The organism is Pseudomonas sp. MH9.3, assembly GCF_034354675.1.
In the GTDB taxonomy this organism is placed as follows: domain Bacteria; phylum Pseudomonadota; class Gammaproteobacteria; order Pseudomonadales; family Pseudomonadaceae; genus Aquipseudomonas.
Genome location: NZ_CP133785.1, coordinates 5200627 through 5224711, shown reverse-complemented (window position 1 = coordinate 5224711; position 24085 = coordinate 5200627). Strand labels below are relative to the sequence as shown.

The following is a 24085-nucleotide window of genomic DNA, read 5'->3' as shown; positions in this document are numbered from 1 at the left end:
ATACGTAAATGGAATTTAAATTTGCGCGACGAATACCCTAGAGTCCAGCAAAACCTCTGGGAGATTCGACATGACGACGTTGCAGTGGGCCGGGTTATTGCTGTTGGCCGTAATCGCCGGGGCGGTGGTGCCGTTTCAAAGTGCGATCAACGCCAGCCTCGGGCGCGGCCTCGGCCATCCGCTCTGGGCCACGCTGGCGTCATTGCTGGTGAGCATCATTGTGCTGCTGCCGGTGATCCTTGCCCTGCGCCTGCCGTTGCCAAGCCTGGCATTTATCACCCAGGCCCCGCTGTGGATGTGGGCCGGTGGCGCGTTCGGCGTGTGCTTTATTTCGCTGGCGTTGATGCTGCTGCCCAAACTCGGCGCGTCGGGGTTTATCGCCCTGGCCATGGCCGGGCAGATTCTCGCATCGCTGCTGCTTGACCATTTCGGCCTGTTCGGCCTGGTCGAGCGCCAACTGAATACACCTCGGGTGGTGGGCGCGCTGTTGTTGATGGGCGGCGTGGTGCTGATCCAGTTCAGCAGCACACCGGCACGGGCGCTGGCGACGGTGGGCTGATCAGTGCCGACCGAGGCTGCAGCTGTCAAAACGCACTGCGAAAAACCTCCTCAATCTGCCGCTGATCCGCCCGACGAGGGTTGGTCAGCCCGCATGCGTCCTTCAGCGCATTGCTCGCCAGCAGTGGAATGTCCTGCAACTTCGCGCCGAGTTCGCGCAGGCCGGCGGGGATCTCCACGTCGTGGGACAGTCTGCGGATCGCGGCGATGGCGGCCTGGGCGCCCTCTTCGGCGGTAATGCCGGTGACATCGGCACCCAGCGCGCGCGCCACATCACTCAGGCGCCTGGCGCAGACACTGGCGTTGAAGCTTTGCACGTGGGGCAGCAATACCGCGTTGCATACACCGTGGGGCAAGTCATAAAAGCCGCCCAATTGGTGCGCCATGGCATGCACAAAACCCAGTGACGCATTGTTGAAGGCCATGCCGGCGAGGAACTGCGCGTAGGCCATATTCTCCCGTGCGGTTTTGTCGCTGCCGTCGCGCACCGCCAGGCGCAGGTTGGCGCTGATCAGTTCGATGGCCTTGATCGCGCAGGCATCGGTAATCGGCGTGGCAGCGGTGGATACGTAGGCTTCGATGGCATGAGTCAGCGCGTCCATGCCCGTCGCGGCGGTGAGGCCCTTGGGCATGCCGACCATCAGCGCGGGATCGTTGACCGACAGCAACGGCGTAACGTTGCGGTCCACGATGGCCATTTTCACGTGGCGGGTTTCATCGGTGATGATGCAGAAGCGGGTCATCTCGCTGGCGGTGCCGGCAGTCGTGTTGATGGCCACCAGCGGCAGTTGCGGCTTGCTCGACCGGTCGACGCCTTCGTAATCGCCGATACGCCCGCCATTGGTGGCGCACAACGCGATGCCCTTGGCGCAGTCATGGGGCGAGCCGCCGCCCAGTGACACCACGAAATCACAGGCGCTCTGTTGCAGCAGCACCAGGCCTTTCTCGACGTTGTCCACGTTGGGGTTGGGCCTGGCACCGTCATAGATCACCGAGTCAATGTCCTGCAGCGCCAGCTTCTCGGCAATCATGCCGGCCACGCCCGCCCTGGCCAGGCCCGCGTCGGTCACGATCAGCGCCTTGCGAAAACCGTAGTTGCGGATGGCGAGCATGGCGTCGTCCAGGCAATCGGTGCCCATGATGTTGACGGCGGGAATGAAGAAGGTGCTGCTCATGGTCAATCCTCGGAGGCGTTAGGCCGACAGGATCAACCCTTGCCGCACGGCGCATGTTGACCAGGATCAATGCCCGCTCGTGATAAAGTCACCGTCCAGCCGATTTTGAGTAGACCCGCCGCAATGAAGGATTTCCAGGATATCGACGCCCACCTTGAAGACTGGAGCACGCTGCGTGCTGCCCTCGACTTCAGTGGGATTCTGATCGGCAACGGCGCCAGCCGCACGATTTGGGAAGACTTTGCCTACGACTCGCTGTTCGAAAACGCGCGCACCGTCGAAGAAAAACCCCTGGGCCCCTCCGAGCTCAGCGTGTTCGACACCCTGCAAACCCGCAGTTTCGAGCAGGCCCTGGGCGCACTGAAAACCACCAGCCGGGTCAACAAGGCACTGGCCGTCAGCTCGGCGGCGCCGCGCAACCGCTACTACGCGATCAAGGAAGCGCTGATCAATACCATCCACGCCGTGCATATCCCGTGGCGCCTGGTGCAGCCATCGACACTGGCGACGATCAACCAGGAACTGCAGCGCTACCCGACGGTGTTCACCAGCAACTACGATTTGCTCAATTACTGGGCGATCCTGCACACGCCGGGCATCGACGACCTGTTCCGCAGTGCCGACGCCCACTTCGACCTGCGCGACACCCGCACCGACGCCACGCGCATTCTGTACCTGCACGGCGGCCTGCACCTGGTGCGCAACCTCGACGGCACCGCGCGCAAACTGGCGTCCACCGACAGCACCCTGCTCAGCAGCTTTGCCATCAACAACACGATCAAGACCCTCGACGACGTGCCGCTGTTCGTCAGCGAAGGCACGGTGCAGGAGAAGCTCAAGACCATCCGCAGCTCGGATTACCTGTCGTTCTGCTATGAACAATTGCTCAGCCACAAGGGCGCGCTGTGCATCTTCGGCCATGACCTGGGGCCGCAGGATCAACACCTGGTGGATGCGATTCGCCAAGCGGATGTGAGTACCCTGGCGATCGCGGTGTCGGGGCGCAGTGACGGGTTTATCCGTCAGCAGAAAAGGCGCTACTCGCAGTTGTTGGACGGCACGGGCGTGGAAGTGCGGTTCTTTGCCGCACGTACCCATCCACTGGGCAACCCGGCACTCTCCGTCCCGGTTGAGCGCTGATCAAAAGGTGGGAGGCTGCGCCAAGTCTTCCACTTAGCCATGTGGCGAGCAGGCTTGTCCTGCGTTGGGCTGCGCAGCAGCCCCAAAGCCAGGCGCTGAGCCGTATCAGGTACACCGCGTTTTGCTCGATTGGGGGCGCTTCGCACCCCAACGCGGGGCAAGCCCGCTCGCCACAACAGGCCCGCTCGCCATAGGGGGGTGGTTGCCTGAAATAGCTCGTGCGCAGTCGCGCAGTGCCTGCAGCGTCTGGAACAATTGCACGAAGTCCTCGCCGAACGCTCGCCCCGCAGGCGAGAAGCCCTTATGCTGCACCGCTTCGAGGGCATGAGCCAGGCGCAGATCGCCCTGCTGCATTGCGAAGGCGCCTTCAATCCGACCCCGGCACGGAGCAGCCAGAATGAGCCGCCTGAGCGACACCGACGCCCTGGACATCGACGCACGCGACGCCATCGATGCGCAGGCCGCCAGCTGGTTTGCACGCAACCGCAACCACCTGAGCCGCACCGAGCGCAAAGCCTTTGCCGCCTGGCAGTCGGTGCCTGCGCATGCGCATGCCTATGCCGAATTCGAACAGCTGTGGGCCGACCTCGCCCAACTTCAACAACTGAACAAGCCCGTGGCGCTGCCTGCACGCAAACCGTCCCTCTGGCGCCCGGCCCTGGCCGTGGCAGCCGGCGTGCTCTGTGCCGTGCTGGCCACGCACCTGGGCGCGCCCCGCGATCCGTATCACAGCCAGGTGGCAGTTCACGCCAAGGGCATGCGCACCCTCGCCCTGCCCGATGGCAGCACGCTGTACGTGAACGCCAACACCCACATCCGCGTTGACTTCACCGCGCATCAACGCATTCTTCACCTGGACCAGGGCCAGTTGTACATCGACGTCGCCGCTGACCAGGAACGCCCCCTGTACGTGCAGGCCGGCACCGCGACTGTGCGGGCAGTAGGCACCGGTTTCGATGTGCGCCGCAGCCAGCAGCAACTGGTGGTCAGCGTCGCCCATGGCCAAGTGGCGTTCGAGCCGGACGCAAACAAACCCGTCGCCCTGCTCGACGCCCGGCACCGCGCGATTTACCGCTACGCCCAAGGCTCGCTGCAACAGCAATCCCTCACCGCCGAAGAGGTGGCCGACTGGCGCAGCGGCCACTTGTCGTTTCGCAACCTGGAATTGGCCAGCCTGATCGACGAGTTGAGCCTGTACCGCCCTCAGGCGCAGTTGCAGGTCAACAAGGCAGTTGCGGCGCTCAAGGTGTCGGGCAACCTGGATGTGAATGATCCCGACGCCCTGCTCAATGCCCTGCCCGCGCTGCTGCCGGTGAAAACCGTGGCCTCGGCGGACGGCATCCTGCGGATCGAACCGAGCCCATAAACCCGCGCTTCAGCTCAACAAACCATCCGCGCGCAGCAGGGTTTCCAGGCAATGCTCAGTGATCTGATAGAACGCCTTCAGTTCCTGGATTTTCACCAGCAACTGCGCATTGTCCAACGGCTGCGCGCGTTTCACCGCGAGGATCATCTTGTTCTTGTTGGTGTGTTCCAGCGAAATGAACTCGAACACCTTGGTCTCATAACCACAGGCCTCGAGGAACAGCGCACGCAGGCTGTCCGTGACCATTTCCGCCTGTTGGCCCAGGTGCAGACCATATTGCAACATCGGCTTGAGCAACGCCGGGCTCTGGATCTGCAGGCGAATCTGTTTGTGGCAGCACGGCGAGCACATGATGATCGACGCGCCGGAGCGGATGCCGGTGTGGATCGCGTAGTCGGTGGCGATGTCGCAGGCATGCAGGGCGATCATCACGTCCAGTTCGCTCGGCGCCACGCTGCGCACGTCCCCGCATTTGAACAGCAGCCCGGGGTGTTCGAGGCGGGCGGCGGCGGCGTTGCACAGGGTCACCATGTCTTCGCGCAGCTCCACGCCAGTGACTTCGCCTTCGGCCTTGAGGGTGTTGCGCAGGTAATCGTGGATCGCGAACGTGAGGTAACCCTTGCCCGAGCCGAAATCGGCTACGCGCACCGGTTGGTCGAGTTTGAGGGGCGACGAGGTCAGCGCATGGCTGAACACTTCGATGAACTTGTTGATCTGCTTCCACTTGCGTGACATCGACGGGATCAGCGCCTGCCTGGCGTCGGTCACCCCCAGATCGGCAAGGAACGGCCGGCTCAGGTCGAGAAAGCGGTGCTTCTCACGGTTATGCTCGGCCGACGGCGCCTCACGCAGCTGCTGCGGCTTGCTTTTGAACAGCGAGCTTTTGTTTTTCTTGCTGTATTCCAGTTGCACTTCGTCGGTCAGCGACAACAAGTGCGCGTTCTTGAACGAGGCCGGCAGCAGCTCGGCAATCGCCGCCACGCCGTCCGCCAGCGGCAGGTTGCGGGTGATATCGCGGGTCTTGTAGCGGTACACGAAGGACAGGCACGCCTGCTCCTTGACCGTTACCGGCTTGACGATCAGCCGTTGCAGCTCGGCTTCCTCACCGACGTACCTGGCCAGCACCAGCTTGATAAAGGCGTTTTGCGCAAGGCTTGCGTTCAGCAGTTCGATGAACCGGGCATGATGATCCGGCGCGGGGCTGGCGGGTTTAGCGGTGACGGACATGAACAAAAACGCCTCGGGCAGGAAATGCCGGGCATTTTAGGGGGGATGGCGGTTGGGGGCACGGAGTTATTTGATCAACGGTCAGTCAGTCAACATCAAGCCAGCTCCCACAGGGCTCAGGGTGTGCCTGGATTATTCGAGCACGACCAGCCGATTGGGCAACTCATTACGCGTCTGCGTCACCGGCACATGCACCTTGAGCAACTCACCACAGGCCTCGATACAGGCAATAAACCCGGCCAGGGTCTGCCCCTGTCTCACCTGCCGGGTAAACGCCTTGACGATGGCGTCCCAACTGCTGTCATCCAGGCGTTTGGAGATGCCGTCGTCCACCAGGATTTCCACATAGCGCTCCGCCTCGCTGACAAAAATCATCACCCCGGTGCTGCCCAGCGTGTGGTGCAGGTTCTGTTCGAGGAACTGGCGCCGCGCCAGGTTGGACGCGCGCCAGTGGCGCACCGAACGCGGAATCAGGCGGGTGGTGACGCTGGGCAGACGAAACAGCAGGCACAGCACGATGAATGTCGCCCATTGCGCCAGCAGCAAGGTGTACATGGTCATGTAGCCCGACAGGTAATGCACGATACCCGGCACCACCAACGCGATCAGGCTGGCCCACAACAGCGGGATGTAAGCGTAGTCGTCGGCACGCGCCGCCAGCACGGTCACCAGCTCCGCGTCGGTCTGTTGCTCGACCCGCGCAATCGCTTCGGCGACCTGGCGTTGTTCGTGTTCAGTCAGTAATGCCATGGTTGTACATGTCCGTTTTTAGTTGTTGTCATCACCAGCCACCTGAAGCACCGCCGCCGCCAAACCCACCGCCGCCGCCCCGGAAGCCACCGCCTCCCCCACCGCCGCCGCGACCGCTGCTGCTGAGGATCGCCAGCAAGATAGCGCCCACCGGCAGGCCCATGCGGTTGCACAGCCATAACACGCCGATCAGCAGCACAAACAGGCCGATGGAAAATCCGGGGTTATCCAGCGCAAAATTCGCGTCCGCCACATGGGCCGGCACGGCCAGCGGCTCACCGCCCACCACCTGGATCATCGCGGCCACGCCGTCGCTGATGCCCTGACTGAAATTGCCGGCCTTGAACTTGGGCGCGATCACCTGGTTGATGATCACCCAGGACTGCGCATCGGTCAGCACGCCTTCCAGGCCATAGCCGACTTCGATACGCAATTTGCGCTCATCGCGGGCAACGATCAACAGCGCGCCGTTGTCCTTGCCCTTCTGCCCGATGCCCCAGGCGCGGCCCAATTGATAACCGAAGTCCTCAATGGGCACGCCCTGCAGGTCCGGCACAGTGACCACCACGATCTGCTCGCCCGAGGTTTGTTCCAGCGCCTGCAACTGCCGGGTCAACTGCTCGCGCACCGCCGGGTCGATCATCTGGGCGTTATCCACCACCCGCCCGGTCAGCGCCGGGAAGTTCAGCGCCGCCTGGGCTGCGCCCACGCAGGCCAACAGCCACAGCGCCAACCCTATCCGTAATAAACGCATCGACACCTCAGGAAAGTCTTATTTGAACTTCACTTGTGGCGCTTTATCGGCATCGGCACTGGTGGCTTCAAACGAAGCACGCACCGGCAGGTCGCTGTACATCACGCTGTGCCACAGACGACCAGGGAAAGTGCGGATTTCGGTGTTGTAGGCCTGCACGGCCTGGATGAAATCGCGACGCGCCACGGCGATACGGTTTTCGGTGCCTTCCAGTTGCGACTGCAGGGCCAGGAAGTTCTGGTTGGCCTTGAGGTCCGGATAGCGCTCGGACACCACCATCAAACGGCTGAGTGCACCGCTGAGGCCGTCCTGGGCCTGCTGGAACTGCTTGAGTTTTTCCGGGTTGTCGAGGGTGCTGGCATCCACCTGGATCGAGGTGGCCTTGGCCCGTGCTTCGATCACGGCAGTGAGGGTGTCCTGCTCATGGGCGGCATAGCCCTTGACCACTTCCACCAGATTGGGGATCAGGTCAGCGCGGCGCTGGTACTGGTTCTGCACCTGGCCCCAGGCGGCCTTGGCCTGCTCGTCCAGGGTGGGAATGGTGTTGATGCCGCAACCGCTCAGCAGCGTGCTGATCAATAACAATGCCGCGGCCTTGAAGCCCCAACGGTAAGGGAGTGCTGCTTGCATGGTATTTCTCCTGACGAACCTTGATGGAATGTGACGACTCATCCCACAAGCAACACGCTTGGGGCATAATCCGCCACCACTGGCATGCATCGAGCCAATCAGCTACAAAGATGCCCAGCGCGAAAAAGAGTTCAGAGTGTGCTGCATTTATCTGAACAACACCCGAACAACAATAGACGCTCCCCACATTTCGGCCGATCAGCCCAGTGCTGTGCAGTGAGCCGAAAAAGGATATTCATGAAGAAGCTGTGTTTGCTCGGCCTTGTAGCCACTCTGGCCAGTCATCCCGCATGGGCGGAAACAAAGCCTGCTGCGCTTAAAGACAAGGACGCCTTCGTCAGCGACCTGCTCAGGCAGATGACCCTGGATGAAAAGATCGGCCAATTGCGCCTGATCAGCATCGGCCCCGAGATGCCCCGCGAGCTGATCCGCAAGGAAATCGCCGCCGGCCGCATCGGCGGCACGTTCAACTCCATCACCCGCGCGGAAAACCGTCCGATGCAGGACGCGGCCATGCACAGCCGCCTGAAGATCCCGATGTTCTTCGCCTACGACGTGATCCACGGCCACCGCACCATTTTCCCGATCAGCCTGGCCCTGGCCTCCAGCTGGGACATGGACGCCATCGGCCGCTCCGGGCGCATCGCCGCCCAGGAAGCCGCCGCCGACAGCCTCGACATCACCTTTGCGCCGATGGTCGACATCTCCCGCGACCCGCGCTGGGGCCGCACCTCCGAAGGCTTCGGTGAAGACACCTACCTGACCTCGCGCATCGCCGGCGTGATGGTCAAGGCCTTCCAGGGCACAAGCCCGGCCAATGCCGACAGCCTCATGGCCAGCGTCAAGCACTTCGCCCTGTACGGCGCGGTGGAAGGCGGGCGCGACTACAACGTGGTCGACATGAGCCCGGTCAAGATGTACCAGGACTACCTGCCGCCCTACCACGCGGCGATCAAGGCCGGTGCCGGCAGCGTGATGGTGGCGCTCAACTCGATCAACGGCGTGCCCGCCACCGCCAACACCTGGCTGATGAACGACCTGCTGCGCAAGGACTGGGGCTTCAAGGGCCTGGCCGTGAGCGACCACGGCGCGATCGTCGAACTGATCAAGCACGGCGTGGCCAAGGACGGGCGTGAAGCCGCCAAGCTTGCGATCAAGGCCGGCATCGACATGAGCATGAACGACTCGCTCTACGCCAAGGAATTACCGGGGCTGCTCAAGTCCGGCGAGATCGAACAGAGTGACATCGACAACGCCGTGCGCGAAGTGCTCGCCGCCAAGTACGACATGGGCCTGTTCAAGGACCCGTACCTGCGCATCGGCAAGGCCGAGGACGACCCGGCCGACACCTACGCCGAAAGCCGCCTGCACCGCAGCGATGCGCGCGATATCGCGCGCCGCAGCCTGGTGCTGCTGAAAAACCAGAACGACACCCTGCCACTGAAAAAATCCGCCACCATCGCCCTGGTGGGCCCGCTGGCCAAGGCACCGATCGACATGATGGGCAGTTGGGCCGCCGCCGGCAAACCCGAGCAATCGGTGACCCTGCTCGACGGCATGAACGCGGTGATCGGCGAAAAAGGCAAGATCATCTACGCCCGTGGCGCCAACATCACCAACGACAAGGCCGTGGTCGACTACCTCAACTTCCTCAACTTCGATGCCCCGGAAGTGGTGGATGACGCCCGCCCGGCCCAGGCAATGATCGACGAAGCGGTCAAGGCCGCCAAAGACGCCGATGTGGTGGTCGCCGCCGTGGGCGAGTCCCGTGGCATGTCCCATGAGTCCTCCAGCCGCACCGACCTGAACATCCCGCAAAGCCAGCGCGACCTGATCAAGGCACTCAAGGCCACCGGCAAGCCACTGGTGCTGGTGCTGATGAACGGCCGTCCACTGTCGATCGTCGACGAGAACAAGCAAGCCGACGCGATTCTGGAAACCTGGTTCGCCGGCACCGAAGGCGGTCATGCGATTGCCGACGTGCTGTTCGGTGACTACAACCCGTCGGGCAAGCTGCCGATCACGTTCCCGCGCTCGGTGGGGCAGATCCCGACCTACTACAACCACCTGAGCGTCGGCCGGCCGTTCACCCCGGGCAAGCCGGGCAACTACACCTCGCAGTATTTCGATGACACCACCGGCCCCTTGTTTCCGTTCGGCTATGGCCTGAGCTACACGCGGTTTACCCTGTCGGACATGGCGCTGTCGTCCACCACCCTGAACAAGACCGGCAAGCTCGACGCCAGCGTCACGGTGAAGAACACCGGCAAGGTGGATGGCGAAACGGTGGTGCAACTGTATATCCAGGACGTGGCCGGCTCGATGATCCGTCCGGTCAAGGAGCTGAAGAACTTCCAGAAAGTCATGCTCAAGGCCGGTGAAGAACGCACCTTGCACTTCACCATCACCGAGGAAGACTTGAAGTTCTACAACACCCAACTGAAATTCGCCGCCGAGCCGGGCGAGTTCAATGTGCAGATCGGGTTGGATTCCCAGGACGTGCAGCAGCAGACCTTCGAGCTGTTGTAATACGTGCAGCCCCTCTTCCCTGAAGAGGGGGCTTGCGTGCTGACACGTATCCCCAGCAGCAAAGCCACTTTCGCTCTGCGCTCCAAGCCTATCCCTACATCAATGGACCCGCCCGTTCGCACACGCTGTCAGCCCATTTTTATGTGCAAGTGTGCGAACTATGTCACCTACGATTCGCCCTCGAACGGCCGCTGCAACAACGCCTGCTCAATCATCGTTCAAACGAAATGCGATCGCCCTCTGTGTGCTCGGCTGCCTGTGGGGTACGCCCGTTACCGCGGCGAACTACACCGAGCAGGGACGCCTGCACGATGCCGCCAGTTGGCGCAGTGAAGAGTTCAAGAGTAACTGGGGGTTGGGTGCAGTCGGTGCGGATTACGCTTATGCCCGGGGGTTGAGTGGCGCGGGGGTTCAAATAGGCATTTACGACTCCGGAACCGACTTGCGCCATAGCGAATTTGCCTGGAAGCCAACTATCGGCGTGCTCATGGCTGACAACGGCTGCCTGAGTGGGGCCTCGCTGGAAAATGGCTGCTTCTACGCCGAAGGTGATCGTGCTGCTGTAACCGTTATCGGCTCATTGCCACCCGACGCATTGGCGACCCTTGAAGAACTGATTGCCGACGGCAGCCTTACCCGGGAGCAACTTGATGAATATCTCGGCCTGGTAAGCACTACATACGATGCGCACGGCACCCATGTTGCCGGTATAGCAACTGCCAATCGCGATGGCTCCGGGGTCCAGGGTGTGGCTTACGGGGCTAATCTGAGTGCAGTGCGCAAGTTCGGTAATACCTATCTGGGAGGTCCCATTGCCATCACCGATATTTGGAGAGCCCCGCTTCCGACAGCAGCAGCGGTAGGCGCCGCCTATGCCGATTTGCACAGACAGAATGTGCGCGTCGTCAACCATAGTTGGGGGAGCCCATTTTCCCCTGCGAATGAAGCAGAGCTGGACAGTGTATTAAGCGATACCGGAACCGCCGTTTATACAGAACTCAAGGCCATAGCCGACAACGCCAGCAAGTATGGGATGCTGCACGTCTGGTCAGCAGGCAACCTGCCCACGGCAAACGCCTCCCCTCAAACAGCACCAAATGCCGGACTGCAGCCCAACCTGCCACGTGCCATTGCAGAGTTGGAGCCCTATTGGTTGACCGTCGTCAACTTGAACAGGGAGCTGACCTTGGGCGATTTTTCCAAACGCTGCGGCTTCAGCAAAGACTGGTGCCTGGCCGCGCCCGGAACGGACATCAACTCGTCCTGGGTCAGCGGTGCAATACAAACCCAGAACCACTTTGACCAGAACGGTGATATCGACGGCTTCACAGTAACGGGTGATCAACCTGAATTAGGTTATGCGGTGAGTTCCGGCACCTCCATGGCCGCCCCCCACGTCACCGGCGGCCTGGCCCTGCTGATGGAACGCTTCCCCTACCTCGACAACCCGCAAATCCGCGACGTGTTGCTGACCACGGCCACCGACCTGGGCGACCCAGGCGTCGACGATGTCTACGGCTGGGGCCTGATGAACCTGAAAAAAGCCATCGATGGCCCCGGCCAGATGCGCGTCGACACCGTGGTCAACATGGACCGCCCAGCCGGCGGTGCAATCGTCTGGCAAGGCGGCGCCTGGGACGATTGGCGCAACGACATCAGCGGCCCCGGACGCCTGGAAAAAACCGGTATCGGCTGGCTGCGCCTGAGCGGCAATAACCGCTTTGCCGGGGCCACCCTCAAGCAGGGCATTCTGGAGCTGGACGGCACCAATAATCTCAAGGGCGACGTCAATGTCGACGGCGGCACGTTGCGCCTCAACGGGTCCCTGGCGGTTGAGGGTAACTACCGGCAAGCCGCTGGCTCAACCTTGATGACCGGGCTGATCGCCCCGACTGCACCGGCAAAACTGCAGGTGAGCAATCAGGTATCGATCAACGGCGGCACGCTGTACCTGAGCGCCCAACCCAACAGCTATTACCTCGGCCAGCGCTACAGTATCCTGCAGGCCAACGCCGCCTTGAGCGGCGAGTTTGCCGCGATTGACCGCCGTGAGTTTTCGCCGTTCCTCAGCGTGTCCCAGGTCAAGCAAGCCAACGCCCTGCTGGTGGAATTCGGACGTGGCCGCTCACTGGCTTCGGCAGCCGAAACGCCCAACCAGCAGGCCGTCGCCAAGACCGCCGACAGCGACGCACTGACCTCGCCACTGGCACAACGCCTGACCGCGCTGTTCCCCGACCAGGCCCCCTCAGCCCTGGACCAGTTGAGCGGCGAACTGCATGCCAGCACCCAGGCGGTGCTGATCGAAAACAGCCGCGTACTGCGCCAGGCAGTGTTCGACCGTCAGCGCCTCGCGCCAGACCATCGCTCAGCCGGGCCGAACGCGACCCAACGCGGTGTGTGGGTGCAAATGCCTCGCCAGTCCGGCCAGCTTGGTGGCGACAGCGGCACCTCGCGTGCAGCCCACAGCACCACGGGCCTGCTGGTCGGCTTCGATCATCAGTTGGAACAGGGCACCCGCCTGGGCGTGGTGGCAGGCAGCAGCAGCACCGACGTAAAGGCTGGCTCGAGGGGCAAGGCCAGTGTCGACAGCTACCAGTTGGGCCTGTACGCCGGCCACACCTGGGAAGCGTTCGGCCTGTATGGCGGCATCGCTTACGCCCGGCATGAGATCGAGACCAGACGCCGCGTGAGCTTCCCCGGCGTAGAAAGTCGCCTGTCCACCCAGTACGCCAGCCGCACCCTGCAGACCTTTGCCGAAGCCAACTACCGATTCAGCCATGACGTCTGGGATTGGCAGCCGTACGTGCAACTGGCCAATGTGCAACAGCGCAGCGATGGCTTCAACGAGCGCGGCGGCATCGCGGCACTGCGCGGTAAAGCCTCGAAAGACAGCGTCAATCTGGCCACCGGCGGTGTGCGGGTCAACCTCGACCTGGGCAAGGCGCAGATCGGCCCGTCGTGGCTGAGCTTGCGCGGCGGCCTGGCCTACACCCGCGCCAGCGGCGACCTGCAACCCACTGCCAGGGCGGCCTGGGATGGCGGGCGGGTGATGAGTGTCAGCGGTGCACCGCTGGACCGCCAGAGCACCCGGCTGGAAGTGGGCGCCACCGCGCGCCTGAGCCGTGACAGTGCCCTCGACCTGAGCTTCAACCAGCAACGCGGTGAACGCTCGCGGGACCAGAGCATCACGGCGCAATATTCGCTGCAGTTTTAAGCGGGTTCAGGCGGGGGCTTACCCTCGCCGATCCAACAGATTGACCACCAGCCGGTCGATCCAGCCCCACACCCGCTGCTTCACCCGCCGCCATAACGGCCGCGCTTTCCAGGCCTCCAGACTGACCGCCTGACTCTGGGTAAAATCGCGTTCGAAACTGCTCGCCACGGCCAGCGTCAGTGCCGGGTCCAGCGCTTCCAGGTTGGCTTCCAGGTTGAAGCGCAAATTCCAGTGATCGAAATTGCATGAGCCAATGCTCACCCAATCGTCCACCAGCACCATTTTCAAGTGCAGGAAGCACGGCTGGTATTCAAAAATCTGTACGCCTGCGCGCAACAGACGCGGGTAGTAGCGATGCCCGGCATAACGTACCGAGGGATGATCGGTGCGCGGGCCGGTGAGCAACAGGCGCACATCCACCCCGCGCCCGGCTGCGCGGCGCAAGGCTCGGCGCACGCTCCAGGTCGGCAGAAAATACGGCGTGGCCAGCCAGATACGTCGCTGGCTGCTGTTCAAGGCGCGGATCAGCGACTGCAGGATATCGCGATGCTGACGGGCGTCGGCATAGGCGACGCGGCCAAGGCCCGCGCCGGTCGGCGGCACCTTGGGCAGGCGTGGCAAACCGAAATGGGTCGCCGGCTTCCACGCCCGACGCGCTGCGTTGGCGTGCCATTGGCGGTCGAACAGCGCCTGCCAGTCCAGCACCAGCGGCCCGCTGATCTGCACCATCACTTCGTGCCAGTCGGCGGTGTCCTGCCCTGGCGTCCAGAATTCATCGGTGACGCCCGTGCCGCCGACCACGGCGGTTGCCTGGTCGATCAGCAGCAGCTTGCGATGATCGCGGTACAGGTTGCGCATCCAACGGCGCCAGCTCAGGCGATTGTAGAACCGCAGCTGCACTCCCGCGTCGGTCAAGCGCTTGCGCAGCCCAAAGGTGAACGCCAGGCTGCCGTAATCGTCGAACAGGCAGCGCACCCGCACGCCGCGTTCGGCAGCGTGCACCAGCGCCTGCACCATCGCTTCGGCACACGCCCCCGCCTCCACCAGGTACAGCTCCAGGTCCACCTGTTGCTCGGCCCGGGCGATGCCCACCAGCATCTGCGGAAAAAACTGCGGGCCGTCGATCAACAACTCGAAACGGTTGGCGCTGCGCCACGGGAACACCGCGCCACTCACGTCAGCGCGCCGTGAAAATCAGCACCGCACCCACCGGCACCGACAAACTGATCGACTTGAGCCCCGCCGCCTTGCGCAGCGCGGCCACGCCCGGCATCAGGTCAAAATCCTCGGCATGCAGCACCACCGGCTCCAGCGTCACCACCTGAAAGCGCCGATCATCCAGGCGCGTGGCCAGCAGCTCGGCGCTGTAGGTCTGGGTCTTGCCATGCAGGGTGACGCTTATCGGCAGGCGCAGCTCGATTTGTGCCCCCGGCGCCAGATCGTTGATCGGCTGCAGATTGATCTGCGCATTGATCAGCGCTTCAGGGAACGTCTTGATCTCGAACAGCTCGTTGCGCATGCGCTCATCACGCAGCGGGATGGCGCTGTTGACCGACTCCAGCTCCACTTGCAACTGCGCCGCGCCCTTGCCGTCGACCTTGCCATGCAGCACCAGAAAGCGCTGCACTTCGGCGATCTCGGTGTTTTTGGTGGTGACGAACGACAGGCGCGAGGATTCGTTATCGAGGTACCAGGCAGCGTGGGCCGGCAAGGCGGCGCAGGCCAGCAGCGCAAAGGCCAGGGGTTTGACAGAGAACATAGCGACTCATGGGGCAAAAAACCTGCACGAACCTTAAGCGCAATGTCACGGCCCGCGCAAATCCATTGTCTCAGGGAGTCAGGCGACAGCCCTGGCGTTCGCCCAACCAGCGTGCACTGTGCGTGCGGCCCAACCCACTCGCCGTCACCTCACTGCGCTCCGGGTTGTCACGAAACGCACTGGTGGGCACGTATTGTTTCACGTAGCCCCGGCAATACTCCGCAGGATTATTCGCCACATAGCGGCACGAGCAATATTCCTTGGCAGTGTAGGCCGCAATGATGTCGGGGAAGGCTTGCAGATTGACGCGCTCATGCCACACCCAGCCGAGCAGGACGAGCAGCAGCACGGCAAAGAGGCTGAGAATCGGATGACGACGGATCATGGCTGCACCGCCGCGAGCACGCGTTTGAGCAGTTCGTTATGGCCGTAAGTGCCGTCGCGGTCGTCGCCGTAGCGCACGATCACCACGTGTTCGTCGGGCAGGACGAACAGCGCCTGGCCCCAATGGCCCAGTGCGGCGAAGGTGTCGGCGGGGGCGTCGGGCCAGGGGCGTGGCGTGCCCTGGTTGAGCCACCACTGACCGCCCGGTACGGCTTCATCCTGGCCGGCCTTATAGCCGTCGAACGGCTTGCGGTTGAAAGCCACCCAGTCCTTGGGCAGCACTTGTTCATCGCCCCAACGTCCCTCGCGCGCCATCAGCAGGCCGACCCGCGCCAGATCGCGGGCGGTGAGGTAGGCATAGGAGGAGGCAACGAAGGTTTCGTCGGCGTCGGTTTCCCAGGTGGCCGAGCGAATGCCCAGCGGCTCGAACAGCGCATCCCAGGGGTAACTCACGTACGCCTTGTGGCCAAGCATGCCTCTGAGCGCGGCGGAGAGGATATTGCTGTCGCCGCTGGAGTAACGAAAGGCCTTGCCGGGCGCCACGGCGGCGTCGGTGTCGGCGGCGAACTCGGCCATGTCGCCATGGCCACGGGTGTAGAGCATCGCCACCACCGAGGACTTCAGCGGCGCGTATTCGTAGTCTTCCTGCCAGTCCAGGCCCGAGGCCCAGTGCAGCAAATCGGCCATGGTCACCTTGGGGTGCTGTTTCATCGGCGGGTAAAAACGTGCGGCCGGGTCGCTCAGCTTGAAGCGATTTTGCCCGTAGGCCACGCCGAGCACCGTGGCCATCAGGCTCTTGCTGATGGACCAGGTCAGGTGTGGCGTGCTGGCGCTGGTGGGCGTGGCGTAGCGTTCATAGACGATCTGGCCATCGCGGATCACCAGCAGCGCGTCGGTGCGAACGCCCTGACGGGTCGCGTCGTCGCGCGCGGGAAACGCGTAGGCATCCAGTGCCTCGACGGCGGGCCCGGCCAGTGGCTCACCTCTGGCCCACTCCTTGCCGGGCCAGGTTTCTGCGTGGGCGGCAGCGGTGACTAACAGCAGGGCAACACACAACAGGCCTCTGACCATGGACGCAGACTCAAGGGGGCATTCAAGCCCGCGAGGCTAGCCCAGGCCCATGACAGTTTGGCGACACGGGGCGTGTCACCCAACCGTCACCGTAGCTTCATGGAGATGACACCGAGCCTACATAGCCTGAGTTTGGACAAACAAGTCGACCGGCCGAAACGTGGCTGGCACTCGGAGATTCGCCATGACTCAGATCGCCCGCATCAGCGACACCGGCAATGAACGCCGTCTGCAAGCCGAACGCCTGGTTGGCGCACAGGCTTTGCAGGAAGCACAGGCCCTGCGGTTCAACGTGTTCAGCGGCGAATTCAACGCCAAGCTGAAAGGCGCGGAACTGGGCCTGGACATGGATGACTATGATGTTCACTGCAGCCACATCGGCGTGCGGGATTTGAACAGTGGTCGACTGGTCGCCACCACCCGCCTGCTCGATCACCAGGCCGCCAGCACCCTGGGCCGGTTCTACAGTGAAGAAGAATTCAGCCTGCATGGCCTGCTGCACCTGCAAGGTCCGATCCTGGAAATCGGCCGTACCTGCGTCGACCCGGCCTACCGCAACGGCGGCACCATCGCCGTGCTCTGGGGCGAGTTGGCCGAAGTGCTCAACCAGGGCGGCTACAGCTACCTGATGGGCTGCGCGAGTATTCCGATGCACGACGGCGGCATCCAGGCCCACGCCATCATGCAGCGCCTGCGCGAACGCTACCTGTGCAACGAACACCTGCGCGCCGAACCGAAAAAACCGTTGCCGGCGCTGGACCTGCCGTCCAACGTCATCGCCGAAATGCCGCCGCTGCTCAAGGCCTACATGCGCCTGGGCGCAAAAATCTGCGGCGAGCCGTGCTGGGATGAAGACTTCCAGGTGGCCGACGTGTTCATCCTGCTCAAGCGCGACAACCTCTGCCCGCGTTACGCGCGCCACTTCAAGGCGGCTGTGTAATGGGCCGCCTGCGGGTGTACGGGCGCATTGCCCGGGTGCTGCTGGTGGTGGCGCTGGGCTTGAGCATGGCCAGTGTGTTTGGCCTGTTCGAGCGCCTGGGCGTGGCCAACTCGATGGTGCGGCGCCAGCGTTGGTCGCGCTTCTTCATGGCACGCTTGAGCAATGCCCTGCCCTTTCGCGTGACGGTGCATGGCGAGCTGCCGCGCACGCCGATGCTGTGGGTGAGCAACCACGTGTCCTGGACCGACATTCCGCTGCTGGGCATGGTCACGCCACTGTCGTTTCTGTCCAAGGCCGAGGTGCGCACCTGGCCGGTGGCGGGCTGGCTGGCAGCCAAGGCCGGCAGCCTGTTTATTCGTCGGGGCTCGGGCGACAGTCAGTTGATTCGCAAGCAGATGACCCGTCATCTCGAGCAACAGCACCCGCTGCTGATGTTCCCCGAAGGCACCACCACCGACGGGCGCAGCCTGCGCACGTTCCACGGGCGCCTGCTGGCCAGTGCGATCGATGCCGACGTGTCGCTGCAACCGGTGGCGATTCGTTACCTGCGCAACGGCCAGGTCGACCCGCTGGCACCGTTTATTGGCGATGATGATTTGCTGTCGCACCTGATGCGCCTGTTTGCCAATGACCAGGGCGATGTAGAAATTCATGTGCTCAAGCCGATCGCCTGCGCTGGGCAGGAACGCGCGGCGCTGGCATTCCAGGCGCAGCAGGCGGTGCAGAAGGCGTTGTTCGGGCCGCTGCCGGAGGCTGAGCACGTGGCGGCGCGACCTGCTTATGCTGCCTGAAACGGGCACGGTCAAACATGTGGGAGGGGGCTTGCCCCCGAGGGCGGCGTGTCAGTCACTGCATGTGCTGGCTGAACCCTTGCTATCGGGGGCAAGCCCCCTCCCACAGTTAGTCTTGTGTTGTCAGTTGAGACTGTGCGAACACCTGCAATTCAGGGTAGAAGCGTCGGAAGTCGTCACTCAACGGTTCGTATAACGTGCGCAACTCCTGCATGGCATGGCTCAGCTCTTCGGGCTGCGTCAGCCGCCGCGAAATCCCGCGCAATACCTGGTCCATCACCGCAAACTCGCGGTACGAACCCAACCAGTCATCCGCTGCCATCCAGGGCGCAATCTGCGCCAGCCGCCCCGGCAGTTGCGGTTCAGCCGCCAGCACGCGGTACACCTGGGCGGTGAAATGCTCCAGGGGCTGGTCGGCATACAGTGCCCAATCCCGCGCCAGGCAGTGATCGAAAAACACATCGAGGACGATCCCGGCATAACGTCGACGCGTGAGGCTGAAGCGCGACAACGCCTCCCCTATCAACGGATGGCTGTCGGTGAAACGGTCGATGGAACGATGCAGCTGGATCGCCGCTTCGATTGGCGGGCTGTACTGGCCCTGCAGGCGGCCTTTGACAAAGTCGCCATAGAGGCTGCCCAGCAGTTGCGCGGGAAGTTGGCCGCCCAGGTGCAGATGTGCGAGATAATTCATGGCGCGCAGTCTAGCACTGCCGTCAACGTATCGTTATAACCCGATATACCGATTTGAGCTGACCTCAGAGCAAAATCATATTGGTATATCGGGTTATAACGATTTAAGGTTCGCCTCATCGCGATATAACGCTACACGACACCGAGCACCTGCCATGTCCATCGACCTCGACGAAATAATAAAAGCCCTGGCGCACCCAGTACGACGAGACATCCTCACCTGGCTCAAAGACCCGAAAGTGCAGTTCCCCGAGCAACTGCACAACCACGAATACGGCATCTGTGCCGGGCAGATCGACCAGCGCTGCGGCTTGTCCCAGTCGACCGTGTCGGCCCACCTGGCCACCTTGCAACGGGCGGGTTTGATCAGCAGCCAGAAGGCCGGGCAGTGGCACTTTTTCAAACGCAACGAGGAAGTGATCCAGGCTTTCCTCGCGGCGCTCATAGCTGAACTCAGCGCAGCGCACTAACCCAGGACACCCCAATGCCCCTCTCGCTACTCATACTGGCCCTGAGCGCCTTCGCCATCGGCACCACCGAATTCGTCATCATGGGCCTGCTGCCCGATGTGGCGGCGGACCTTGGCGTATCGATCCCGGGCGCCGGCTGGTTGGTAACCGGCTACGCCCTCGGCGTGGCCATCGGCGCACCGTTCATGGCGCTGGCCACCGCCAAACTGCCACGCAAGGCAGCGCTGGTGGCGTTGATGGGCATTTTCATCGTCGGCAACCTGCTCTGCGCCCTGGCCAGCGACTACAACGTGCTGATGTTCGCCCGGGTGGTCACGGCGCTGTGCCACGGCGCGTTCTTCGGCATTGGTTCGGTGGTGGCGGCCAATCTGGTGCCGGCCAACAAGCGCGCTTCGGCGGTGGCCCTGATGTTTACCGGCCTGACCCTGGCCAACGTGCTCGGCGTGCCGCTGGGCACGGCGCTGGGCCAGCAGGCCGGCTGGCGCTCGACCTTCTGGGCGGTGACGGTGATTGGTGTGGTGGCGCTGATCGGCCTCATCCGCTTTCTGCCAGCCAAGCGTGACGAAGAAAAACTCGACATGCGTGCCGAACTGGCCGCCCTAAAGGGCGCCGGCATCTGGTTGTCGCTGAGCATGACCGCGCTGTTCGCCGCCTCCATGTTCACCCTCTTTACCTACGTTGCCCCGCTGCTCGGCGACGTCACCGGCGTCTCGCCCCACGGCGTAACCTGGACCCTGCTGCTGATCGGCCTGGGCCTGACCCTGGGCAACATCATCGGCGGCAAGCTGGCGGACAAGCGTCTGGCGGCCACCCTGATCGGCGTGTTCATCAGCATGGCGGTGATCTCCACGGCGCTGACCTGGACCAGCGTCGCGCTGATCCCCACCGAAATCACCCTGTTCCTGTGGGCCACCGCCTCATTTGCCGCGGTACCCGCGCTGCAGATCAACGTGGTGACGTTCGGCAAGGCGGCGCCAAACCTGGTGTCCACCCTCAACATCGGCGCTTTCAACATTGGCAACGCCCTCGGCGCCTGGGTCGGCGGCAGCGTGATCGCCCACGGCTTCGGCCTCACCAGCGTGCCGCTCGCGGCCGCAGCCCTGGCGATCCTCGCACTGCTGGTGACCCTGCTGACGTTCCGTCAGAGCGGCGATGCCGACCTGGCCCCTGCGACGCATTGATCCACTTGAACAGACTGATCCACCTAAACAGAAAGGTATTTTCTCGATGACGACTATTTTCGATCCGATCAAACTGGGCGACCTGGAACTGTCGAACCGCATCATCATGGCGCCGCTGACCCGCTGCCGCGCCGATGAAGGCCGTGTGCCCAATGCGATGATGGCCGAGTACTACGTGCAACGCGCCTCCGCCGGGCTGATCCTCAGCGAAGCGACGTCCGTGGCACCGATGGGCGTGGGTTACCCGGACACGCCAGGCATCTGGTCCAACGACCAGGTACGCGGCTGGGCCAATGTGACCAAAGCGATTCACGGCGCGGGCGGCAAGATTTTCCTGCAACTGTGGCACGTCGGCCGCATCTCCCACCCGTCCTACCTGAACGGCGAAGCCCCGGTGGCGCCGAGCGCCGTGCAGGCGGCGGGCCACGTCAGCCTGGTGCGTCCGCTGGCCGACTACCCAACTCCGCGCGCCCTGGAAACCGCTGAAATCGCCGACATCGTCGACGCCTACCGCACCGGCGCCGAGAACGCCAAGGCCGCAGGCTTTGACGGCGTCGAGATCCACGGCGCCAACGGCTACCTGCTCGACCAGTTCCTGCAGAGCAGCACCAACCAGCGCACCGACCAGTACGGTGGCTCCCTGGAAAACCGCGCGCGCCTGCTGCTGGAAGTGACCGACGCGGCCATCGACGTGTGGGGCGCCGGCCGCGTCGGCGTGCACCTGGCACCGCGCGCCGACGCCCACGACATGGGCGACGACAACCCTGCCGAGACCTTTACCTATGTGGCCCGCGAATTGGGCAAGCGTGGCATCGCGTTCATCTGCTCCCGCGAAAAGGAAGCCGGCGACAGCCTCGGCCCGCGCCTGAAAGAAGCCTTCGGCGGTGTGTACATCGCCAACGAACGCTTCACTAAAGAGAGCGCCAATGCCTGGCTGGCGTCGGGCAAGGCCGACGCGGTGGCATTCGGCGTTCCGTTCATCGCCAACCCGGACCTGCCGGCGCGCCTGAAAACCGACGCACCGTTGAACGAGGCGCACCCGGAAACCTTCTACGCCAAGGGCCCGGTCGGCTATATCGATTACCCAACCCTGGCGCTGTAACCAAATAGGAGGGGGCTTGCTTGCGATAGCCGTGTGCCAGTCAGCTGATTTACTGACGGGTATACCGCCATCGGGAGCAAGCCCCCTCCACATTTTTTAAACCTGATGTGTCCCTTTGGAAACATTGCTTCACAGAACCGAAACAATAACGCTACAAAATACTTAGCCGGCTACCTATCAACTGCGCGCCAGCCCGTATATAAAGTCATCCCACGAATAGGCAGAGGGACGATTGACCGCCCCTGCGCTTTACTGTTGACACAACCTGATGCAATTACGCATTTTGTCTCAATTGCGCAGGCTCGGGCTCAGGCGCAGCATGTCCAGCCCTGCATCGACCCAACGCTCGGCGTCCTGATGCAGTTGAAAACTGTCGGGCACCAGCAACCATTGACCGATCAAGCCGTGAATGTAGGCGTGGATACACACCGCGCCGCGCGCTGTGTCGAGGTTTTCCGGGAGTTGCCCGCGATGCACCGCATTACGCAAGGTGAGCCCGATGCGCAGGTTGCATTCGAGCGTGTGCGTCTGGCGCTGGCGGCGCATGTCGCACATCTCATCGGTGAACTCGCACTTATGAAACAGGATCTCGTTGATACGCCGGGTTTTCGGGTCCAGAGCCACTTGATGATAAAGACGAATCAGCAACTTGCGCATGCAGCCCAATGGGTCAAGTTCATCTTCGCTTTCACTGGCCCGGGCCAAGTCATCCAGGGGTTCGTGCAACGTGTCGAGCAGCGCCTGCAGCAGATCGGACTTATTGCTGAAATGCCAGTAGATGGCGCCCCGCGTGACACCCGCCAGCGAGGCGATATCCGCCAGCGTGGTGCGCGCCACGCCGCGCTCGTAAAAAGCGTGCTCGGCGGCGTCGAGAATTTGGCTGCGCGTTTCCTGAGCTTCCTCTTTGGTGCGACGAACCATGGCAGTAAAACCTCAATCAGGGCACTTCAGACTATCGTTAACGCGCAGTTAATAGACGCTAACGATCATCCGTATATTTTTGGGACGACACCGTCATGGGCACCGAACGTAATGAAATCGAGGCTTCGCACGTTGCTTTGTCAACATTCCACGAAGCCTGTCAAGAGTTTACAAACAACCATGAACGTAAGTATATTGCGTAGCAAGCTACTTATCCACTCACTTGTTTTCCACCCTTCCACACTTCTTGTGCGCACTCAGCGCGCCTGACCCGAGGATCTTCATGCAACTTAAGCCAGCTGTTACCGCTCTGGTCACTGCCGTCGCCCTGGCATCGCTGCTCAGCGGATGTAAAAAGGAAGAAGCGGCACCGCCCGCTCAAACCCCTCAGGTCGGCGTAGTCACTATTCAACCGCAAGCCTTCACCTTGACCACCGAACTGCCAGGCCGCACCACGGCCTACCGCATTGCGGAAGTTCGGCCACAGGTCAACGGCATCATTCTCAAGCGCCTGTTCAAGGAAGGCGCAGACGTGAAGGAAGGCCAGCAGCTTTATCAGATCGACCCGTCGGTGTATGAGGCCACGCTGAAAAGCGCCCAGGCCAAGCTGACCCAGACCAAGTCGATCACCGACCGCTACAAGCAGTTGGTCGATGAGCAAGCCGTCAGCCGCCAGGAATACGACACCGCCCTGGCCAACCGCATGACCGCAGAAGCCGATATGCAAACCGCGCAGATCAATGTGCGCTACACCAAGGTGCTGGCGCCGATCTCCGGGCGCATTGGCCGTTCCGCAGTCACCGAAGGCGCACTGGTCAGCAACGGCCAGGCCGATGCCATGGCGGTGATCCAGCAACTGGACCCGATCTACGTCGACGTCACCCAGTCTTCGGCCGAAATGCTGAAACTGCGCCGCGACCTGGAAAGCGGCCAGCTGGAAAAAGCCGGCGCCAACGCCGCCAAGGTCAAGCTGACCCTCGAAGACGGCAGCGACTACGGCCATGACGGCAAGCTGGAATTCTCCGAAGTGTCGGTTGACCAGACCACCGGTTCGGTCACCCTGCGCGCAGTCTTCCCCAACCCTGACCACACCCTGCTGCCCGGCATGTTCGTGCACGCCCAGTTGCAGGCCGGTGTGAACAGCAAGGCCATCCTCGCACCGCAGCAAGGCGTGACCCGTGACCTCAAGGGCATCCCGACCGCGCTGATCGTGAACAAGGACAACAAGGTCGAGCAACGCACCCTGGTCGCCAACCGCACCGCCGGTGCCTACTGGCTGGTGGAAAAAGGCCTCGACGCCGGTGACCGTGTGATCACCGAAGGCCTGCAGTACGTCAAGCCGGGTGCCGAGGTGAAGGTCAAGGAGGCTGACAACGCCAAGCCTGCCGGCGCTGCCGCTCCTGCTGCCGCAGCCGGCAAAGGGGAGTAAT

22 protein-coding genes and 1 pseudogene are annotated in these 24085 nt (G+C 62.7%); 12 read left to right on the top strand and 11 right to left on the bottom strand.

Annotated elements, in window-relative coordinates; translation table 11 throughout:
- Nucleotides 1-70 precede the first annotated feature (70 nt).
- Entirely contained in the window at nucleotides 71-559 is a 489-nt protein-coding gene (locus tag RHM60_RS23245) for a DMT family transporter (RefSeq protein ID WP_322212901.1), read from the top strand.
- Between the two features lie 25 nt (nucleotides 560-584).
- On the opposite strand, the gene yiaY is transcribed toward RHM60_RS23245, so the two are convergent.
- The gene (gene yiaY, locus RHM60_RS23240) at nucleotides 585-1733 is read right to left on the bottom strand and encodes an L-threonine dehydrogenase (protein ID WP_209989799.1); all 1149 of its coding nucleotides are present in this window, start codon (nucleotides 1731-1733) and stop codon (nucleotides 585-587) included.
- Nucleotides 1734-1856: 123 nt separating this feature from the next.
- Here yiaY and RHM60_RS23235 point away from each other — a divergent pair, with 123 nt between their 5' ends.
- From RHM60_RS23235 to RHM60_RS23225, 3 genes and pseudogenes are all read left to right on the top strand, one after another.
- Nucleotides 1857-2873, top strand: a complete 1017-nt coding sequence (locus RHM60_RS23235; protein WP_322212900.1) for a DUF4917 family protein — start codon at nucleotides 1857-1859, stop codon at nucleotides 2871-2873.
- 222 nt (nucleotides 2874-3095) lie between these two features.
- A pseudogene (locus RHM60_RS23230) lies at nucleotides 3096-3274 on the top strand (sigma factor-like helix-turn-helix DNA-binding protein); the annotation flags it as partial.
- Nucleotides 3271-4239 (top strand): FecR family protein, encoded by a 969-nt coding sequence (locus RHM60_RS23225; protein ID WP_231422054.1) that lies wholly within the window; start codon nucleotides 3271-3273, stop codon nucleotides 4237-4239. The pseudogene RHM60_RS23230 and the gene RHM60_RS23225, both read left to right, overlap by 4 nt.
- 9 nt (nucleotides 4240-4248) lie before the next feature.
- Here the strand turns inward: RHM60_RS23225 and RHM60_RS23220 are convergent, their stop codons facing one another.
- The 4 genes from RHM60_RS23220 to RHM60_RS23205 all read right to left on the bottom strand — a co-directional run bounded on the left by RHM60_RS23220 (nucleotide 4249) and on the right by RHM60_RS23205 (nucleotide 7600).
- Nucleotides 4249-5466, bottom strand: a complete 1218-nt coding sequence (locus RHM60_RS23220) for a class I SAM-dependent methyltransferase (protein ID WP_231422053.1) — start codon at nucleotides 5464-5466, stop codon at nucleotides 4249-4251.
- 132 nt (nucleotides 5467-5598) lie between these two features.
- The gene (locus RHM60_RS23215) at nucleotides 5599-6216 is read right to left on the bottom strand and encodes a TPM domain-containing protein (protein ID WP_322212899.1); all 618 of its coding nucleotides are present in this window, start codon (nucleotides 6214-6216) and stop codon (nucleotides 5599-5601) included.
- Nucleotides 6217-6247: 31 nt separating this feature from the next.
- Nucleotides 6248-6970: a TPM domain-containing protein gene (locus RHM60_RS23210; RefSeq protein WP_322212898.1), complete on the bottom strand. Its 723-nt coding sequence runs from the start codon at nucleotides 6968-6970 to the stop codon at nucleotides 6248-6250.
- Nucleotides 6971-6988: 18 nt separating this feature from the next.
- Nucleotides 6989-7600 (bottom strand): LemA family protein, encoded by a 612-nt coding sequence (locus RHM60_RS23205; protein WP_209989781.1) that lies wholly within the window; start codon nucleotides 7598-7600, stop codon nucleotides 6989-6991.
- Nucleotides 7601-7837: 237 nt separating this feature from the next.
- Here RHM60_RS23205 and bglX point away from each other — a divergent pair, with 237 nt between their 5' ends.
- Together bglX and RHM60_RS23195 are read left to right on the top strand one after the other, a co-directional pair.
- The gene (bglX, locus tag RHM60_RS23200; protein WP_209989778.1) at nucleotides 7838-10129 is read left to right on the top strand and encodes a beta-glucosidase BglX; all 2292 of its coding nucleotides are present in this window, start codon (nucleotides 7838-7840) and stop codon (nucleotides 10127-10129) included.
- Between the two features lie 160 nt (nucleotides 10130-10289).
- Nucleotides 10290-13343 (top strand): autotransporter outer membrane beta-barrel domain-containing protein, encoded by a 3054-nt coding sequence (locus RHM60_RS23195; RefSeq protein WP_322212897.1) that lies wholly within the window; start codon nucleotides 10290-10292, stop codon nucleotides 13341-13343.
- An 18-nt stretch (nucleotides 13344-13361) separates the two neighbouring features.
- Here RHM60_RS23195 and RHM60_RS23190 read toward each other — a convergent pair whose 3' ends face one another.
- The 4 genes from RHM60_RS23190 to RHM60_RS23175 form a co-directional block, all read right to left on the bottom strand.
- The gene (locus RHM60_RS23190; protein WP_209989772.1) at nucleotides 13362-14519 is read right to left on the bottom strand and encodes a phospholipase D-like domain-containing protein; all 1158 of its coding nucleotides are present in this window, start codon (nucleotides 14517-14519) and stop codon (nucleotides 13362-13364) included.
- A gap of 1 nt (nucleotide 14520) precedes the next feature.
- Nucleotides 14521-15102, bottom strand: coding sequence for a YceI family protein (locus RHM60_RS23185; RefSeq protein WP_231422048.1), 582 nt, complete (start codon nucleotides 15100-15102; stop codon nucleotides 14521-14523).
- 70 nt (nucleotides 15103-15172) lie between these two features.
- A complete protein-coding gene (locus RHM60_RS23180) occupies nucleotides 15173-15487 on the bottom strand; it encodes an amidase (RefSeq protein WP_209989766.1) in 315 nt (104 codons plus the stop codon).
- A complete protein-coding gene (locus RHM60_RS23175) occupies nucleotides 15484-16557 on the bottom strand; it encodes a serine hydrolase (protein WP_322212896.1) in 1074 nt (357 codons plus the stop codon). Before RHM60_RS23175 ends, RHM60_RS23180 begins: the two co-directional genes overlap by 4 nt.
- A gap of 184 nt (nucleotides 16558-16741) precedes the next feature.
- Here RHM60_RS23175 and olsB point away from each other — a divergent pair, with 184 nt between their 5' ends.
- On the top strand, nucleotides 16742-17497 hold the full coding sequence (gene olsB, locus RHM60_RS23170; RefSeq protein WP_003233840.1) for an L-ornithine N(alpha)-acyltransferase: 756 nt from the start codon (nucleotides 16742-16744) through the stop codon (nucleotides 17495-17497).
- Complete coding sequence (locus RHM60_RS23165) at nucleotides 17497-18288, top strand: lysophospholipid acyltransferase family protein (protein ID WP_209989760.1); 792 nt, start codon at nucleotides 17497-17499, stop codon at nucleotides 18286-18288. The genes olsB and RHM60_RS23165 overlap by 1 nt, the downstream gene beginning before the upstream one ends.
- 109 nt (nucleotides 18289-18397) lie before the next feature.
- On the opposite strand, the gene RHM60_RS23160 is transcribed toward RHM60_RS23165, so the two are convergent.
- Complete coding sequence (locus tag RHM60_RS23160) at nucleotides 18398-18982, bottom strand: ACP phosphodiesterase (protein ID WP_209989757.1); 585 nt, start codon at nucleotides 18980-18982, stop codon at nucleotides 18398-18400.
- Nucleotides 18983-19136: 154 nt separating this feature from the next.
- Here RHM60_RS23160 and RHM60_RS23155 point away from each other — a divergent pair, with 154 nt between their 5' ends.
- From RHM60_RS23155 to RHM60_RS23145, 3 genes are read left to right on the top strand one after another with little or no spacing between them, the layout of a single operon-like run.
- A complete protein-coding gene (locus RHM60_RS23155; protein WP_209989754.1) occupies nucleotides 19137-19451 on the top strand; it encodes an ArsR/SmtB family transcription factor in 315 nt (104 codons plus the stop codon).
- Nucleotides 19452-19465: 14 nt separating this feature from the next.
- Nucleotides 19466-20632, top strand: coding sequence for an MFS transporter (locus RHM60_RS23150; RefSeq protein WP_231422044.1), 1167 nt, complete (start codon nucleotides 19466-19468; stop codon nucleotides 20630-20632).
- Between the two features lie 46 nt (nucleotides 20633-20678).
- The gene (locus RHM60_RS23145; RefSeq protein ID WP_057007861.1) at nucleotides 20679-21734 is read left to right on the top strand and encodes an alkene reductase; all 1056 of its coding nucleotides are present in this window, start codon (nucleotides 20679-20681) and stop codon (nucleotides 21732-21734) included.
- Between the two features lie 288 nt (nucleotides 21735-22022).
- Here the strand turns inward: RHM60_RS23145 and RHM60_RS23140 are convergent, their stop codons facing one another.
- The gene (locus tag RHM60_RS23140; RefSeq protein WP_057007860.1) at nucleotides 22023-22655 is read right to left on the bottom strand and encodes a TetR family transcriptional regulator; all 633 of its coding nucleotides are present in this window, start codon (nucleotides 22653-22655) and stop codon (nucleotides 22023-22025) included.
- Between the two features lie 283 nt (nucleotides 22656-22938).
- Between RHM60_RS23140 and RHM60_RS23135 the strand changes: the two genes are divergently transcribed.
- The gene (locus tag RHM60_RS23135) at nucleotides 22939-24084 is read left to right on the top strand and encodes an efflux RND transporter periplasmic adaptor subunit (RefSeq protein WP_231422042.1); all 1146 of its coding nucleotides are present in this window, start codon (nucleotides 22939-22941) and stop codon (nucleotides 24082-24084) included.
- Nucleotide 24085 lies beyond the last annotated feature (1 nt).